At 67.2% G+C, this 16,365-nt stretch carries 18 protein-coding genes; 10 read left to right on the plus strand and 8 right to left on the minus strand.

Going from position 1 to position 16,365, the window contains the following annotated elements; genetic code table 11:
* Positions 1–1,140 carry a pyrroloquinoline quinone biosynthesis protein PqqE gene (pqqE, locus tag WS64_RS28285; protein ID WP_059583255.1) on the plus strand — a complete coding sequence of 380 codons (1,140 nt, stop codon included), beginning with the start codon at positions 1–3 and terminating at the stop codon, positions 1,138–1,140.
* Between the two features lie 149 nt (positions 1,141–1,289).
* Here pqqE and WS64_RS28290 read toward each other — a convergent pair whose 3' ends face one another.
* The gene (locus WS64_RS28290; RefSeq protein ID WP_012339501.1) at positions 1,290–1,628 is read right to left on the minus strand and encodes a helix-turn-helix domain-containing protein; all 339 of its coding nucleotides are present in this window, start codon (positions 1,626–1,628) and stop codon (positions 1,290–1,292) included.
* 78 nt (positions 1,629–1,706) lie between these two features.
* On the opposite strand from WS64_RS28290, the gene WS64_RS28295 reads away from it, so the two are divergent.
* Together WS64_RS28295 and WS64_RS28300 are read left to right on the plus strand one after the other, a co-directional pair.
* On the plus strand, positions 1,707–2,606 hold the full coding sequence (locus tag WS64_RS28295) for a hypothetical protein (protein ID WP_060011993.1): 900 nt from the start codon (positions 1,707–1,709) through the stop codon (positions 2,604–2,606).
* 207 nt (positions 2,607–2,813) lie between these two features.
* Positions 2,814–3,044 carry a hypothetical protein gene (locus tag WS64_RS28300; RefSeq protein ID WP_059583251.1) on the plus strand — a complete coding sequence of 77 codons (231 nt, stop codon included), beginning with the start codon at positions 2,814–2,816 and terminating at the stop codon, positions 3,042–3,044.
* A gap of 106 nt (positions 3,045–3,150) precedes the next feature.
* Here WS64_RS28300 and WS64_RS28305 read toward each other — a convergent pair whose 3' ends face one another.
* The 4 genes from WS64_RS28305 to WS64_RS28320 form a co-directional block, all read right to left on the minus strand.
* The gene (locus WS64_RS28305) at positions 3,151–4,086 is read right to left on the minus strand and encodes an alpha/beta hydrolase (protein ID WP_244166666.1); all 936 of its coding nucleotides are present in this window, start codon (positions 4,084–4,086) and stop codon (positions 3,151–3,153) included.
* A gap of 108 nt (positions 4,087–4,194) precedes the next feature.
* The gene (locus WS64_RS28310; RefSeq protein WP_060968402.1) at positions 4,195–4,935 is read right to left on the minus strand and encodes an alpha/beta fold hydrolase; all 741 of its coding nucleotides are present in this window, start codon (positions 4,933–4,935) and stop codon (positions 4,195–4,197) included.
* Positions 4,932–5,738 carry a DinB family protein gene (locus WS64_RS28315; RefSeq protein WP_060968403.1) on the minus strand — a complete coding sequence of 269 codons (807 nt, stop codon included), beginning with the start codon at positions 5,736–5,738 and terminating at the stop codon, positions 4,932–4,934. Before WS64_RS28315 ends, WS64_RS28310 begins: the two co-directional genes overlap by 4 nt.
* Before the next feature lie 151 nt (positions 5,739–5,889).
* Positions 5,890–6,279, minus strand: a complete 390-nt coding sequence (locus tag WS64_RS28320; RefSeq protein WP_060968404.1) for a YciI family protein — start codon at positions 6,277–6,279, stop codon at positions 5,890–5,892.
* A 313-nt stretch (positions 6,280–6,592) separates the two neighbouring features.
* On the opposite strand from WS64_RS28320, the gene WS64_RS28325 reads away from it, so the two are divergent.
* The 3 genes from WS64_RS28325 (at position 6,593) to WS64_RS28335 (ending at position 7,754) form a co-directional block, all read left to right on the plus strand.
* Positions 6,593–6,820: a hypothetical protein gene (locus WS64_RS28325; RefSeq protein ID WP_060968405.1), complete on the plus strand. Its 228-nt coding sequence runs from the start codon at positions 6,593–6,595 to the stop codon at positions 6,818–6,820.
* Positions 6,820–7,251 carry a TA system VapC family ribonuclease toxin gene (locus tag WS64_RS28330; RefSeq protein ID WP_060968406.1) on the plus strand — a complete coding sequence of 144 codons (432 nt, stop codon included), beginning with the start codon at positions 6,820–6,822 and terminating at the stop codon, positions 7,249–7,251. Before WS64_RS28325 ends, WS64_RS28330 begins: the two co-directional genes overlap by 1 nt.
* A 272-nt stretch (positions 7,252–7,523) precedes the next feature.
* A complete protein-coding gene (locus WS64_RS28335; protein ID WP_059583243.1) occupies positions 7,524–7,754 on the plus strand; it encodes a hypothetical protein in 231 nt (76 codons plus the stop codon).
* A 67-nt stretch (positions 7,755–7,821) separates the two neighbouring features.
* On the opposite strand, the gene WS64_RS28340 is transcribed toward WS64_RS28335, so the two are convergent.
* The 3 genes from WS64_RS28340 to WS64_RS28350 all read right to left on the minus strand — a co-directional run bounded on the left by WS64_RS28340 (position 7,822) and on the right by WS64_RS28350 (position 11,114).
* Positions 7,822–9,243: an MFS transporter gene (locus WS64_RS28340; RefSeq protein ID WP_060968407.1), complete on the minus strand. Its 1,422-nt coding sequence runs from the start codon at positions 9,241–9,243 to the stop codon at positions 7,822–7,824.
* A gap of 161 nt (positions 9,244–9,404) precedes the next feature.
* Entirely contained in the window at positions 9,405–10,166 is a 762-nt protein-coding gene (locus tag WS64_RS28345) for an ABC transporter permease (RefSeq protein ID WP_060968408.1), read from the minus strand.
* Between the two features lie 3 nt (positions 10,167–10,169).
* Positions 10,170–11,114: an ABC transporter ATP-binding protein gene (locus WS64_RS28350; RefSeq protein ID WP_059583239.1), complete on the minus strand. Its 945-nt coding sequence runs from the start codon at positions 11,112–11,114 to the stop codon at positions 10,170–10,172.
* A gap of 425 nt (positions 11,115–11,539) precedes the next feature.
* Here WS64_RS28350 and WS64_RS28355 point away from each other — a divergent pair, with 425 nt between their 5' ends.
* From WS64_RS28355 to WS64_RS28370, 4 genes are all read left to right on the plus strand, one after another.
* Positions 11,540–11,836 carry a cupin domain-containing protein gene (locus WS64_RS28355; RefSeq protein WP_060968409.1) on the plus strand — a complete coding sequence of 99 codons (297 nt, stop codon included), beginning with the start codon at positions 11,540–11,542 and terminating at the stop codon, positions 11,834–11,836.
* Positions 11,837–12,453: 617 nt separating this feature from the next.
* Positions 12,454–14,064 (plus strand): DUF2957 domain-containing protein, encoded by a 1,611-nt coding sequence (locus tag WS64_RS28360; RefSeq protein WP_060968410.1) that lies wholly within the window; start codon positions 12,454–12,456, stop codon positions 14,062–14,064.
* Positions 14,065–14,135: 71 nt separating this feature from the next.
* Positions 14,136–15,389 carry a DUF2957 domain-containing protein gene (locus WS64_RS28365; RefSeq protein WP_059642349.1) on the plus strand — a complete coding sequence of 418 codons (1,254 nt, stop codon included), beginning with the start codon at positions 14,136–14,138 and terminating at the stop codon, positions 15,387–15,389.
* A gap of 73 nt (positions 15,390–15,462) precedes the next feature.
* Positions 15,463–16,287, plus strand: a complete 825-nt coding sequence (locus WS64_RS28370; protein WP_059583231.1) for an OmpW/AlkL family protein — start codon at positions 15,463–15,465, stop codon at positions 16,285–16,287.
* Positions 16,288–16,365 lie beyond the last annotated feature (78 nt).

Below are 16,365 nucleotides of genomic sequence, written 5' to 3' on the forward strand. Positions count from 1 at the left end.
ATGGCGCCCGACACTTCCCGTCCGTCCGCGCCGCTGTGGCTGCTCGCGGAACTCACGTACCGCTGCCCGCTGCATTGCGCGTTCTGCTACAACCCGGTCGATTTCGCGACGCACGGCGCGGAACTGGACACCGACGCGTGGCGCACGGTCATCAGCGACGCGCGCGCGCTCGGCGCCGCGCAAATCGGCTTCTCGGGCGGCGAGCCGCTGCAGCGCGGCGACCTCGAGACGCTCGTCGCGCATGCGCGCGGGCTCGGCTTCTATACGAACCTGATCACGTCGGGCATCGGGCTGAACGTCGCGCGCATCGAGCGGCTCAAGGCCGCCGGGCTCGATCATATTCAGTTGTCGCTGCAGGATTCGACGCGCGAGCTGAACGATTTCCTGACCAGCACGCGTACGTTCGAACTGAAACGCGACGTGGCGCGGCTGATCAAGGCGCACGGCTACCCGATGGTGCTCAACTGCGTGCTGCATCGCTACAACCTGCCGCACGTGGGGCAGATCATCGAGATGGCGCTCGATCTCGGCGCCGATTACCTGGAGCTCGCGAACACGCAGTATTACGGCTGGGCGATGCTCAATCGCGATCAACTGATGCCGACCGTCGAGCAGGTGCGCGAGGCCGAGGACACGGTCAACCGCTATCGCAAGCTGATCGGCGAGCGCTGCAAGATCCTGTTCGTCGTGCCCGACTATTTCGAGCGCCGCCCGAAAGCGTGCATGAACGGCTGGGGCTCGGTGTTTCTCGGTGTCGCACCGGACGGCACCGCGCTGCCGTGCCATGCCGCGCGGTCGCTGCCGGGGCTCGCGTTGCCGAACGTGCGCGACCGGTCGCTGCGGGAAATCTGGTACGACAGCGATGCGTTCAACGCGTTTCGCGGCGACGACTGGATGCGCGAGCCGTGCCGCACGTGCGACGAGCGGCATACGGATCACGGCGGCTGCCGGTGTCAGGCCTACCTGCTGGCCGGCGACCCGAAGGAGGCCGACCCGGTGTGCGCGAAGTCCGCCCATCACGGCCAGGTCGAACAGGCCGTGCAGTTCGCGCGACGTCGCGCGCCGCTCGCCGAACAGCCGTTGGTGTTTCGCAGCAAGGAGAATTCGCTCGCGCAATGCGACGCGGCGTGCGAGCGCTGAGGCGCGCGGTCAGGACGAAGGCAGCCGCGCGCGACGCGGTGCTTGCGCGCCGCCGCGCCGCGCGGGGAGAAAACGGCGCGCCGCCGCCGATGCGGGCGCGCTTACCCACCGCATTCAATCTCGATGAATGACCGCGCACGCGCGCGCCATCACCCGTCATCCGCCTTCGCCTGCAAATCCTTCAGCCCCTGAATCACGACCAGCAGCGCGCGCCCGTGCTCGTCCGACCCGTCCCACGCGTCGACGATCGCGTCGCGCAGCAGGTCGTTGTACCGACGGCGCGACGGCTCCGTATCGACACCATAGAAACTGCATAGCTTATTGAATGGCGCGCTGCGGCGCAGCCGGCGCCCGTTCGACAACCGAAGGCGCGACACGGTAGGCTGGCTGACCCCGGAAAGCCGCGCGATTTCGCTGGACGAGCGTGTATCCGCCATCAGGCGGCGCAACAGGTCTTGAACGGGAAAATCTTGGTCCGGGGCTTCCATGCGATGCATTATACCTATACAGTTACGGCTGTTGAATGGGCTTGCTGTCAGCAGCGAGGCTGTATCCCGAGAAAGTTGATGACACTGAAACACCTCCCTCCCACGTTCTGCTGGACCAAGATCGGCACCGAGTCCGGCGAGGAGCTGCCGACCGTCGTACTCCGCAAGGAATGGGAGCGCCGGCTCGGAGGCGGGCGTTTTCTGTGGGGCATCAACCAGCCGCTCGGCAACAGCGCGCAAGTCGCCGCGCATCGCACCGGTTCGCTGCTCGCGCTGTTCTCGCCGGTCGCGTCGCGTCCGCGCGCGGGCGAGCGCAAGGACGCATTGCTGTGGAATGCGTGGGTCGACGCAGGCGGGCAGGTGCGGCCGTTGCCGCCGCATACGTTCATCGCCAGCCGCTCGACGCTGCCGTCGGGCCGGCGTCGCGAGCAGCACTACGCGCTCGTGTGCGCGTCGTCCACCGCGCTGACGGTCGGCACGCAGTTGCGCGTGTTTCCCGATCACCTGCGCAGCGTGAGCACCGGCAAGCCGCTGGGCGCCGCACAGGGGGCGGCCGTGGTCGACTGCGTCGGGCGTGCGAAGGAACAGACGGGCAAGAGCTATCCGCTCGCGCTGTCGGTCGAGCTCGAAGCGCCGTATTTCGTGCGGCTGGCGCAGCCGTGCGTGCTGAAGGCGCGCGATCTCGCGGAAGTGAACAAGGCCACGCGCGCGGGCGATTTCGATCGCTTCGTCGAACTGGTCGCGCGCTTGCGCGGCCGTTCGCCGACGGACGCCGTGCGCGGCGTCACGCGCGATCTGTTCGACGTGCCGCCGCTCGAAACGGCGGCCGCGTATGTGGCGCCCACGCATGTCGCGCGCATGCGCCACCGGCCGGCGGTCGAGCATCCGCGCGATCTCACCGGCGATCTGTTCGACCTGTCGCCGGGCGAGGCGGCCGCGTTCGCGGGGCTGGCGCATCCGCGCATCGGGCGCGCGTGACGACCCACGCGAAGCCGTTCGCGCAAGAATTTGTTGCAATCTCGCCGTAGCGGATCGGCGAGCGCGGCGCGACAATCGGCACGAAGCGCGCGGCGCGGCGGCGGATGCGTCGATATGCGACGGGTCGTGGTTCACGCCGCCGACATGCGTACCACGCACACTGGGCGTCGGCGTGCTTCACACTGCAATCCTGAGGGAGGAGTGTCGATGTCGACCCATATCCGTTCGCGGGAAGCGCGGGCCGCGCAACGCTTCGTCGAAGCGACGCGCAACGTCGATCAGGCGTTTCGCGCCGTGCGCGGCGAAAGCGACGACGACGGCTCGTCGGCCCACTACGCACGCGCGATGTCGCGTCTCGATCGCGCGCTCGACGAGCTGGCGCGTGCACAGGAATTCTTCGATCGCGTCGTCGGCGCGGATACCGCGCACGGCAACTGACGGCTTCGTCGTTTCTCTTTTTCGTGCGTCGTGCGACGCGCGTTCATCTTCCTGCCGGGCGCGTTGCGCGGCATGCCGGTTCGTCACCCCGTTTCGATTCTCGACGTCAGGCCTTGCGGCCTTCGGCCGGATAGCCGCCTTGAGCGGTTGCCGTGCGTCGGCCCGCGCGGGCCATGTCCGGCGCGGACGGTACGGATGGCGCGGCGCGAGACGCGTAGCCGCGATGCTGGAACGAGGTCGCGAAGAACCGCATCTGGTAGCGGATCGCATTCGCCCAGTAATCCCACGTATGGCCGCCCGGGCGCTCCGCATAGTCGTGCGGCACGCCGAGCGCGACGAGCCGTTCGTGCAGCGTGCGGTTCGAGTCGACGAAGGCATCGTCGCGGCCGCAATCGATCGTCAGGTCGAGATGCGCGCGCACGAACGCCCGCGCGTTTTCGACGATCACGTTGCGGTTCCAGAACGACGGATGGCGGCCGGGATCGCCGAACACGTGGTCGATGCCCGGCTCGTTCGCGCAGCAGCGCGGGTCGACCGCGCCGCTGATGCTGCCGACCGCGCCGAACGTGTCGGGCCGGTCGAGCGCGATGCGCAGCGCGCCGAAGCCGCCCATGCTGAGCCCGGTGATCGCGCGTGCGTGCTGGGCCGCGATCGTGCGGAAATGCAGGTCGACATAGGACACGACTTCGTCGCCGACGAAGGTTTCGTAGCGGCTGCCCGAATCGAACGGGCTGTCGATGTACCAGCTTTCGTGTCCGCCGTCGGGCATCACGAGGATCACGCGGTAGCGGTCGGCGAGCGCGGCGATGTGCGTGTTCGACGTCCAGTCGGTATGGTCGCCGCCCGAGCCGTGCAGCAGATAGACGACGGGATAGCGTTCGCCGTGGTGGTCGCGCGCGTAACCGTCGGGCAGCACGATGGTGGCCTTCAGCGTTTCGCTCATCGCGGCGCTCGGAATCGCGACGACCCGCGCATGAAATGCGAAGGCAGGGCTCGTGACGGCGAGCAGCAGGAGCAGCCAGAAGGTACGTGCCAGGTTCATCGATCCTCGCATGTGTCGATCCAGTCCGGCCGGATGCCGGGAAAACCCTGTTCCGGCGACTCTAGCAACCGTGCCTTTCAACCATATTTCGGCGAATCCTACGGGTTGTCAGGCGGGCGGCTCGCATACGATGCGTGCGATGGCGGCGCGAAACGCGTCGGGCCGCTCGGCCGCGATCAGGTGCCCGCAGCCGGCGATCGTGTCGAAGCCGGCGCAGCGGGCGAGCGCGTGGGCGGGCACGTGCCAGCCCGCGCGCGAGCGTTCGCCGGCGATCAGCCAGACGGGATGACGCTCGAACACCTGCGCGAGCGCCGGCAGGTAGCCCGCCGCGCCCGTCGTCTCGACCACCGATCGGCCCATCGCGCGCAGCGTCGATGCCGGCTGATGCGCAAGCCAGCGGCGTGCGTCGGCGAGCTGGCCCGGCGACGGGTCGTCGATCGCGCCGCGCAGCCAGTCGAGCGGGGCCGCGCGCAGGCCGTCGAGCATCGCATCGGCTTCGTCGGGCGTCATGCGGCCGACCGAGGCCGACCAGAACGCGTCGTCCAGCGTGAAATTGCCTTCGATGTTGACGATGCGCCGCACGCGTTCGGGGTGCGCGTGCGCGAACAGCATGGCGATCGCGCCGCCGACCGAATGGCCGACGACGTCGACCGGCTCCATGCCGAAGTGCGTATCGACGGTGTGCCGCACGTGCTCGACCTGCGCGGCAAGCGAGATCGCGTCGGGCGGCGTGGTGCGATGCGCGCCGTAGCCGAGCAGGTCGGGGCAGAGGTGCGGGCCGCTCCAGCCGCGCACGTCGAACGTGCCGATGAAGCCGTGAATGAAGACGACGGGCGTGGGCGTGATCATGCGCCGTGTGCTGAAGGCAGGGGCGGCAATTCGAGCTCGGCGAGCAGTTCGTCGAGTTCGAGCATGTGTGTGCGGTCGTGGTCGAGCAACTCGCGCACGAGTTCGTCGAGCGACATGCGGCGGATGCCGTCGCGCAGCCCGCAGCGCGCGAGTTGCGACGGTTCCAGCGCGGCCGCGGCGGCGCACAGCGCGGCACGGCCGCTGCGAAACGCCGCGACGGCGAGATCGAGCGGCTGCGCGAGATAGTCGCGTTGCGCGGCCAGCGCGGTGCCGTCGACGGATTCGATCACGGGAAGCTCGGCCGTGCGCACGGCCTCGATACGCGCGGCGAACACCGCATCGAGATCGCGCAGGTGGCACGCATGTTCGACGAGCGAGAAGCCGGTGCCGGCCGGGCGGCGGGTGGCCAGCGCCGCCGGCACATGCGCCGCGCAGGCGGCGAGTCGGGCCGGCATGCGGGCCAGCGCGGCGACGACGTCGGCGAACGGTAGCCGTTGCGGGTGCGCGCTGAACACCGCGCCATAGCTGAACAGCGCACCGCCGAGCCGCCCGCGCGCCTGCACGACCTCATGGCCGCGGCGACGCATGACGTCGGCGACCATCGCGCCGCAGAACTGGCGGGCCGTCGTGTCGGCTTCGACTTCGGGGAATTTGCGCGCGATCTCGTCCTGGATCGCGCCGATCGCGGCGACGCCGACGCGCGACAGCGCCGCGAACTCGAGATAGCGTTCGGGCTGCTCGATCAGCGCTTCGAGCTGCGCGCCGAGTGCGGTCAAGCGGAAACGGTCGAAACGGGAATGCATGTCGGAAGCCCGTCTAGTAACGTAACAAAACGATACGTTACTAGACGGGCTTCCGTCAACCGGCTCATTTGGGCGCATGCGGGCGGCGCCCGCACCGCCCGTATGCCCGGTTCAGGGCTTCTGCCGCGTCGATTTCCGCGACGATGGCCGCTTACGGCTTCTGCAGCCCGGGAGTGAATGCGGGGCTGAAATCCTCGGCCTCGAACAGCGGGCGGATCTCGATGTCGGAGTCGCCGGGCATCGGGTTCGGGCAGCGCTTCACCCACTCGACGGCCTCTTCCATCGATTTCACGCGCCAGAGCCAGTAGCCGGCGACGAGCTCCTTCGTTTCGGCGAACGGGCCGTCGATGACCGTGCGGTTCTTGCCGGAAAAGTGCACGCGCTTGCCGTGGCTGCTCGGGCGCAACCCGTCGGCGGCGAGCAGGATGCCGGCTTTTACCAGTTCCTCGTTGAACTGGCCCATCGCGGCCAGCATGTCGGTATCGGGCATTTGGCCGGATTCGGAATCGGCGGTGGCTTTGACGATGACCATGACGCGCATTGTCTTATCTCCTTGAAAGGGAACGAGGGTGTCTGCCGGCCGGAGGCGGCAAACGCAGGGTTACGACAACACGACGCGCGGCGACGACGCGAATCGACATCGCGGGAAAAAGTTTTCATCAGCGATGGAAGCGGCGATGCCGGCCGCCGCTCTTGCCGCGGGCGGCACGCGCACCAGGCACGCTGTGGATCCGATCGGCAAGCGCGCTGCGCGCCCTCACGTTTACAACAGCACTGATGCGGGATGCTTGATGTCTGATGCGTCTGCCATATAATAGTGATGCTTGATGTTTGATGCCTATCAGGAGAGAGACATGCGCACCACTCTGGACATCGATGACGACGTCCTCGCCTTCGCACGGGAGCGCGCGAAGCCGGGCGTGAGTATCGGCAAGGTTATTTCCGATCTCGCCCGCGCGGCACTGCAGCGGACGACGACGAATCAGTCGAGCCGCAACGGCTTGCCGTTGATGCCGGTCTCCGGGACGGCACGTCCCGTCACGCCCGACATCGTTAATCAACTTCGCGACGATTCACTTTGATGACCTACCTGCTCGACATCAACGTCCTCATCGCCTTGCTGGATCCTGCGCATGTTCAGCACGAGCCTGCACATGCATGGTTTGGAAGGGTAGGTCATTCGGCATGGTCTACCTGCCCGCTCACCGAGAACGGCGTGCTTCGGATCATCGGCAATCCGAAATACCCGAATACGATGGGCTCGCCGGTGTCCGTTGCTCCGCTCGTCGCGCAACTGCGGTCGCATGCCGGCCACACTTTCTGGCCGGACGACGTGAGCTTGCTGGACGAACAGCACGTCGACGCCACCCGTTTGCTGTCGCCCGCGCAATTGACCGATACGTACCTGCTGGCGCTGGCTCGCGCGCACAAAGGCAAACTGGCGACTTTTGATCGGCGTCTGGTCGTCGACGCCGTGCCGAATGGCGCCAAGCACCTTGAACTGATTGCTTGACGCTCGATCGGAAAGGGCGCCGTGGCAGCGACGCTTGAACGGGTTGCTTTCGGTTTCTCGCGGTGCCTTCCAGCGGGACAGTCTTGTCCTCGGCGTCCGGAACAGCGCGCCTTTCGCCCGTGCCCTTGTTTGGAAAGTTCGATAGTGAGGCCGGTGCAGGCCCGTTGCGAGCATGCACGGGCGCGAGAGCGCGCGGCGGCGCATACCACTGTCACGGAGCGCCTCGGCAAAGCTGGTATGCTGGTCCGCACCACGTGCATGCGGAGGGCGCCATGGCTGTCAAGGAAGTTTCGAAGAAGAAGTACCTGAAAATCCTGAACAAACGCCTGCGCGCGGAGCCGGCGGCCCCGGCCGGCGCATCGTTCGTGTTTTTCCCGCTCGGTGCGAAGGCGAAGCATGCGACGGGCGTCGTGTCCGGCGACGCACGCAGCAAGCGCGAGCTGGCCGTGATGGCCGCGGTCCAGCGCAAGGCGGCCGAAGAGTTCGTCGTCTCGGGCGCCTGACCGGCCCGGCCGGGCACGGCGCCGAACACCCGCCCGGCCCGAAACGGGCCGAGAGCCCGCGCGACGATCAGGACGCCTTGTCCGCCGCCGCCGCCGGATACCGGCTGCCGCCGGCTTCGTCGCCTGCCGCCAGTTGTTCCAATGCGAGGCCCTTCGTCTCGATCCCGAGCGTCCACACGGCGATTGCCGCCGCGACGAACGACAGCGCGCCGAGCGTGAACACGCCGCCCTGGCCGAACACCGGCAGCACGACACCGACCACGTAAGGTCCGATCAGCGAGCCGATGCGGCCGATCGCCGACGCGAAGCCCGACCCCGTCGCGCGTGCGCCGGTGCCGTACAGCTCGGGCGTGTACGTGTACAGCGCCGCCCACATCCCGAACAGGAAGAACTGCATCGCGAGGCCCGTGCCGATCAGCAGCGTCGTGCTGCCGCCATACAGCGCGCTCTGGCCGTACGCATACGCCATCGCGCCGCCGCCGATCAACGACGCGATGCAGGTCGGCTTGCGTCCCCAGCGTTCGACGAGCCACGCGGCGCACAGGAAGCCCGGCACGCCGCCGAGCGAGATCAGCACCGTGTAGAACACCGATTTCGTGACTTCGAAGCCGGCCTGCTGCAGCAGCGCGCCGAGCCATGACGTGAGGCCGTAGAAGCCGAGCAGCGCGAAGAACCACAGCAGCCACACCATCACCGTGCGGCGACGGTACACGCCGCTCCAGATCTCGCGCAGCGCGCCGCGCCCGCGTGCGGCGGCGGGCTCGGCGAGCCGCGACGGCGGCGGCAGCGTCGTGACGCCGGCCGAGCGCATCACCTTCGCCTCGATCGCATGCATCACCGCGTCGGCTTCGGCGTGCCGGCCCGCATGCTCGAGCCAGCGCGGCGATTCGGGCACGATGCGGCGCACGACCAGCACGAATACGGCCGGAATCGCGAGCAGCGCGAACACGGTGCGCCAGCCGAACTGCGGCAGCACGAAATACGCGACGATGCCGGCCGTGATGAAGCCGAGCGGCCAGAAGCCGTCCATCAGCGCGATCAGGCGGCCGCGCTTCTCGGTCGGCACGAATTCGGACAGCAGCGTCTGCGCGACCGGAAACTCCATTCCCATCCCGATGCCGAGCAGCACGCGATAGACGATCAGCGCGTCGACGCTCTGCGCGGTCGAGCACAGGTACGACGCGGCGCCCCACAGCACCATGCTCCACTGGAACACGGGCCGGCGGCCGAACCGGTCGGCGAGCAGGCCGGCCACGGCCGCGCCGAGCACCATCCCGAAGAAGCTCGCGCTCGCGACGAGGCCGGCGGCGGCCGTCGACAGCCCGAACTCCTTGCGGATCGAGCCGAGCACGAACGTCATCGTGCCGAGGTCGACCGAGTCGAAGAAGAACGCGATCGCGATGATGAAGAAGATGCGCTTGTGATAGCCGGAGAACGGCAGGCGTTCGAGCCGGGCGGCGGCGGAGGCGGGAGCGGTGGCGGCGGGCATGGCGTCCTCTGAAATGAAAAAGGGGCCGCGCAGCGCATGCTCGAGGGCCCCGATGCTTCACGTTCAGTAGACGCGACCACAAACTGCCGCATCAGAGGAAAAGCGCCGCCCGCTTGCCGAAATGCGTCATCGGCGGGCGGCGCGCGCGACGCCCGCGTGCGTCAGTTCTTCAGCTTGTACCCGGTGCGGAACATCCACGCGACGACCGCGAGGAGGACCACGAGGAACAGCGCGGTCGCGGCGAGGCTGATCCACACGTGCACGTCGGCGATCCCGTAGAACGACCAGCGGAAACCGCTGATCAGGTAGACGATCGGGTTGAACAGCGTGACGACGCGCCACGCGGGCGGCAGCATGTCGACCGAGTAGAAGCTGCCGCCGAGGAACGTGAGCGGCGTGATGATCAGGAGCGGCACGAGCTGCAGCTTCTCGAAGCTGTCGGCCCAGATGCCGATCACGAAGCCGAACAGGCTGAAGGTGACGGCCGTCAGCACGAGGAACAGCACCATCCAGACCGGATGCAGGATGTGCAGCGGCACGAACAGGCCGGCCGTGGCGAGGATGATCACGCCGAGCAGGATCGACTTCGACGCGGCCGCGCCGACGTACGCGATCACGATCTCCCAGTACGACACGGGCGCGGACAGGATCTCGTAGATCGTGCCGGTGAAGCGCGGGAAGTAGATGCCGAACGACGCGTTCGAGATGCTCTGCGACAGCAGCGACAGCATCACGAGGCCCGGCACGATGAACGACCCGTAGCCGATGCCGTTCACGTCGCTGATGCGCGAGCCGATCGCGGAGCCGAACACGACGAAATACAGCGACGTCGAGATCACCGGCGCGATGATGCTCTGCATCAGCGTGCGGCGCGTGCGGGCCATTTCTGCGCGGTAGATCGCGCGGATTCCATGCCAGTTCATGCGTCAGGCTCCTTGCACGCCGTTGCGGCGGTTGTCGATCAGGCTGACAAAAATGTCCTCGAGCGAGCTCTGCGTCGTATGCAGGTCACGAAAGCCGATGCCGGCCGAGCCGAGCGCGTTGATGAGCTTCGCGATGCTCGCGTCGTCACGCTGCGAATCGTACGTATAGACGAGCGCGGCGCCGTCTTCCGCGCGCTCGAGCCCGAACGGCGCGAGCGCCGGCGGCACTTCCGCGAGCGGGTGCTCGAGTTGCACGGTGAGCTGCTTCTTGCCGAGCTTGCGCATCAGCTCGCGCTTTTCCTCGACGAGCACGAGCTCGCCGCCGAGGATGATGCCGATCCGGTCGGCCATCTCCTCGGCTTCCTCGATGTAGTGCGTGGTCAGCAGGATCGTCACGCCGCTTTCGCGCAGCGAATCGACGAGCTTCCACATGTCGCGGCGCAGCTCGACGTCGACGCCGGCCGTCGGCTCGTCGAGGAACAGGATGCGCGGCTCGTGCGACAGCGCCTTCGCGATCATCACGCGGCGCTTCATGCCGCCCGACAGCGTCATCAGCTTGTTGTCGCGCTTGTCCCACAGCGACAGCGCCTTCAGCGTCTTCTCGATGTACGCGGGATCGGGCGCCTTGCCGAACAGGCCGCGGCTGAACGACACGGTGGCCCAGACGCTTTCGAACGCGTCGGTGGTCAGCTCCTGCGGCACGAGGCCGATCATTTCGCGGGCCGCGCGGTATTGATCGCGGATGTCGTGGCCGCCGACCGTCACGCGGCCTTCGGTCGGCGTGACGATGCCGCAGATCGAGCCGATCAGCGTCGTCTTGCCGGCGCCGTTCGGCCCGAGCAGCGCGAAGATCTCGCCGGGGCGGATGTCGAGGGTCACGTGCTTCAGCGCCTGGAAGCCGGACGCGTAAGTCTTGGAGAGGTCGGAGACGGAAAGGATCGGTTGCATGCTCACGGATGGCACGGCCGCCCGGTGCGACGGCGGGCGCCGCGCGTGCCCGGCGCCGCCGCCGCTGCGCAGCGGCCGGGACCGGGAACGGCATGGCGAACGGGCGTCATGTCGAACGGCAGGGTGGTGCGGGATCGCGGGACCGCCATATTAGCAATCGGCACATCGAAATGCATTCTGATGGAAAAGTCGGGCAGCGTCGGTGCCGGATTTGCGTGGATTACGTGCGGATTTCCCAATGATTCGATGTTTTAGTTGAAAGATGCGAACAATCGGGGTTCTTTTCCGTGTATCGGGCCGCGCCCGGCGTGGCTGCCCGACATGCCGACCGACTGTGCTGCCTGCCGGCCCTCGCGCCGTACCGGGACGGCACATGCGGCGCTCGCGATAATGCGTTCCTTTCATCGTGATAGGGAGCGGCGCGCATGTCCTTGGTCGATTTCAAATCCGTGGCGGACGCACAGGCCGCCGCATGGAAATCCACGATCGTCGGCGAAGTGGGGCCGGCCCGGATCAAGGTATTGCGCATGGATGCGCAGCCTTACCAAGCGGAAGTGCACGACTACAACGAGGGGCTGCTGGTGCTCGACGGCACGCTGATGCTCGAGGTCGACGGAGAAACGGTCGTGGTCGGGGCCGGACAGATGTACCTCGTGCACGCCGGCACGCGCCACGCGGTGCTGCCCGGCAGCCACGGCACGCTCGCGATCATCGACGTGTGAGGTTGCGCCGCAGCATGCGTGCGTGCCGCCCAGGGCCGGCCGGCTTGGCTCGGCGAGGATTGGCGGCTGCCATTCAAACGCGCGTTCCACGGGCCGGGTATTTGTCTGAGCAAATAAAATGAAGGCCGTTTGAAAATCTGTTAAATACCGTACAAACGCTAGGATTGCGCGGGTTCATTCGTTTGGAACTCTGCATCCATTTACTTGTGGGAATGGTCCGATCATAGTCTCGACGAACGACGCATCACGATAACGAATCAAGCGTACGTATGGAGACCACATCATGAGACGCCTATCCGCCGGGCCAGCCGGACTGCCGTTTCCCGATTTTTCGCCGAATGCAGGCGCGCCGCGGATCGCGTGCCTGCATCGTCGCCTCGCCGTGTAGCGGCAAGCCACTTTCCGTTTCGATCGTTCCGACGGCGCCGTGCCGCATGACGGCGCCGCGGGAGCGCGCTTGGCCGCCGCCGCGGCGTGTGCCGCATGTGCGTGAACGGCATCGCGGCGGTGATGCGCGCACCATCATGCGCCGCGCGTCCGTGCGGCGGCGCGATACCAACCGGCGGGCCATGCAGCCCGGCCGGACGAGACTTGTCGTACCTGAAAAGGAGGGGTTGATGATTTGCATTCCTGAATGGCGGAAGGCGATCCTGTCGTGTGCGGTGCTGGCGCTGCCGTTCGTCGCCGGTTGCGGCGGCGGCGACGATCCGGGGCCGATCACCGTGCCGCAGTGCTCGGGCAGCGCATGCGGGCCGAGCGGCGCCGACACGACGCCGCCCGTCGTGACGAAGCTGTGTCCGGACGCGCTCGACTACACGACGACGTACACGGGCGGCGCCGGCAGCGGCGAGTACGTGAAGGTGAAGTTCGACACGACGAAGCTCACCTATCAGATGCAGTTCATCGAATCGTCGGTGCCGACCTCGGCAGGGCAAGTCAACGACACGCGCGCGGGCCTGACGATCAGCGGCGCGTTCCATCATCCGACCAATCTTCCGACGGCCGAGCAGAACCGCTGCGCGTTCGTGCTCGACAGCGGCGCGACGAGCGACGGCGCGTATGCGGTGACGATCAACCGTGCGGATCCGCCGATGCTGTTCGTGGGCAACGGCGTGGTGGGCGGCGGGATTCCGGGGGCGACGATCGCGTTCCCGGGCATCGAGATCGTACCGGGCCTGTTCCTCGGCACCGTGCCGTCGCGCACGTTCGACTTCTATCCGTTCATCGGTTTCGTCGAAACGGAAACCGACTTCTCGAAGGTCGCGGGGAACTACAACGAGGTCGGCATTCATCTGTCGCCGCTCGGCGGCAATGGCCAGAGCTCGAGCGGGCCGGTCGGCTGGGAGCCGGACGTCGTCAACTGGAACCAGACGCTCAATGCGGACGGCTCATGCACGATTACCCAGGGCAGCGACTACTCGTGCCAGACGACCGGGTCGCCCTGGGCGCTGCGCAAGAACGCGGACGGTTCGGCCGACAACGTGTTCGTGAGCAACGCGGTCCCGGACCAGTTCGGCACGCTCGTGTATCCGGTCGCGGGGCAGGGCGCATCGCTCGTGATTGCGCCGAGTCAGGCGAAGGGCATCATGATCGTCGGCAAGCTGAACGGCGTACGCGTGCCGATCGTGATTCGTGTCGGCTACACGCACGTCGATCCGACCAACCTGCTCGCGTCGGTCGCGGATGCCGAGGTCGGGATCTCGATGCTGTCGTCGGCCAGCGCGATCGCGGCGAATTCGCTGAAGGGCGGCTACATCGGCGCGACCAGCGCATCGGCATGCGGCATCGTGACCTCCAACGGGCAGCCGAACGCGATCGCGCTGGCGCGGCCGAGCTTCGATCCGTCCATCCCGCACCCGGACCTTCCTGGTGCGTTCGTCAACGGCGTGTTCATGTCGGAAGCCGGAAGCTGCAACGACGGTACCGCCGTGTCGACGCTGGCCGCGAACTATACGTCCACGCTGTTCCAGGGCAATACCGCGGCGTTCATCGATCCGCAGACGTCGTCGGTCACCTCGCAGTTCGCGCTGGACTATGCGCAGGCCACGCCCGGCAAGATCAAGGTGACCGCCACGCAGGACTTCAACGCGAAGGGCGCGAACGGCAACGTGGCGATCTTCAGCAAGGGCGACACGGGCTGGCTCGTGACGGCCGGCAACGTCTACGCGATGGTCGTCAACAACAACAAGGTCAATCCGTTCTTCACGGTCGGCGCGTTCGTCCAGTAACCCCGCATTGAACACGTAGCACCGGCGGCGCACGCGTCGCCGCCGGCGAACCGAATTTCAAGAGGATTCCTATGAATGTGAAACAGTGGATGGCCGCGGCGTCGCTCGCGCCCGTGCTGGCCGCATGCGGCGGCGACGGCGACCCGCCGCCCGCGCCGGTGGTCCGGCTGTGCCCGCAGACGATCGACTACAACACGGTGTTCGTCGGCGGCTCCGGGTCGGGCGAGCTCGTGAAAGTACAGCTCGACACGACGAAGATGACGTACCGGATGACCTACCTCGCATCGCCGGTGCCGACCACCACGGGTACCGTGCAGCCGACGCGGGACACCGCACCGGCGAACGTGGTCGACGGCACGCTGGCCGACGAGACGGGGCTGCCGACGGTGAAGCTGAACCAGTGCACGTTCCGGATGCAGAACGCGAGCCTCGACCCGAGCCGGCCCGCGCGGCTGTTCCTCGGCGAAGGCGTGCTGGGCGGCGCGATCCCCGGCGCGACGATCCAGTTCGACGGCGTGATCGGCGTCGGCAAGATTCCGAAGACGACGTTCCCGTACTACCCGTTCATCAGCTTCTCGTCGCTGGAAACCGACCTGACGAAGATCGCCGGCACGTACAACCAGCTCGGCTATCACCAGGTGCCGTCGCAGAACTTCCAGCCGGTGGCGCTCGACCAGACGGTGACGATCGACGCGGACGGCAGCTATACGGAAACCGACAACTTCGGCAAGAAGAACGGCGGGCAGCCGCTTGCGTCGAGCGCGACCGTGAACCAGCCGTTCACGCTGCGCCCCGATGCGCCGGCGTTCCAGTCGTTGAACTACCAGCCGCAGATTCCGCCGACGCTCGCCGCGCTCGATCCGGCGAAGGCCGGCAAGGGGATCCTGATCGTCGGCAAGCTGCGCAACCAGCTCGTGCCGATCTTCATCCGCACCGGCGCCGCGAACGCGGACCTCACGCAGGGCCCGCCGAGCGCGGACGACGAATCGGGCATCTCGTTCCTGAGCCCGCGGACGGCGATCGCGCAGGGTTCGCAGGACGGCGAGTACACGGGCGTGGACAGCGCGTTCAACTACCGCGCGACCGCGCTCGTCGGTGCGCAGGCGACGCTGCTCGATCCGTTCAACGCGTCGCAGGCCGCGCTCACGCGCGCGCTGAACCTCGACTACACGCAGAAGGTGCCGGGCGTCGTGACGACCGTGCATGCGGACGCGGCGTCGGGGCCGGCGACCGGCAAGTTCGTGTTCACCGGCGGCGTGTTCGGGTTCCTCGACATGGCCGATACGCGCAACCCGTACTTCACGGTCGGCGCGTTCGTGCAGTGACCGCGTGTGGATGGAGACATGGCGGCGCCGCGCGCGACTACGCGGCGCCCCGACGGAACGAGGGGGAGACTTCATGAAGAAGCTGATTGTCGCGGGTGTCGTCGCAGGCGCGTCGACGCTCGCATCGGCCCAGCAGGCGGGCGACAACGTCGCGACGCTGGGCTGGCTGCACATCATGCCGCAGGATTCGACCAACGGGCTCACGACGAATCTCGCGAACATGCCGATCAACGGGCCGCTGCGTCTGCCCGGTTCGTTCACGTCGCCGGGCACGAGCCTGACGGTCAACAACGCCGATACGGTCGGCCTCACGCTCACGCACTTCTTCACCGACCACATCGCGGTGACGTCGGTGCTCGGCGTGCCGCCCGAGTTCACGCTGACGGGCCACGGCGTGATCAAGCCGCCGGGCCCGGCCGGCGCGCTCGGCAACGTCGACATGGACAAGTCGGCGAACCAGCCGGCCGTGAAGAATGCGCGGCAGTGGAGCCCGACGATCATCCTGCAGTACTACTTCAATTCGCCGACGGCGAGGTTCCGCCCGTTCGTCGGGATCGGCGTGGCCTACAGCTGGTTCAGCAACATCGAACTGAACGGCAACTTCGCGAAGGACATCAACGAGAACCTCGGCAGCGTGCTCGCGGCCGGCGCCGGCAAGCCGGGCGCGACGTCGGTGGAGGGCAAGGCGTCGTCGTCGTTCACGCCGGTCTACAACGTCGGCGCGAGCTACGCGATCGACAAGCACTGGGGACTCACGGCGACGCTGACGTACATGCCGCTGAAGACCTACTCGTCGCTCGTGATCAAGGCGGCCGACGGCTCGACGCTCGCGACCACGCGCACGCGGTTGAAGGCCGACCCGTTGATCACGTTCGTCGGGATTTCCTACAAGTTCTGAGCCGACCGGCGCGCATGACGCGTGCCGGCGGCTTCCTGTGACCAACCGGCCGGATCGTTCCGGCCGGAAGGTCGCGTT

Origin of the sequence: Burkholderia anthina (genome assembly GCF_001547525.1) — a bacterium.
Lineage (GTDB): Bacteria > Pseudomonadota > Gammaproteobacteria > Burkholderiales > Burkholderiaceae > Burkholderia > Burkholderia semiarida.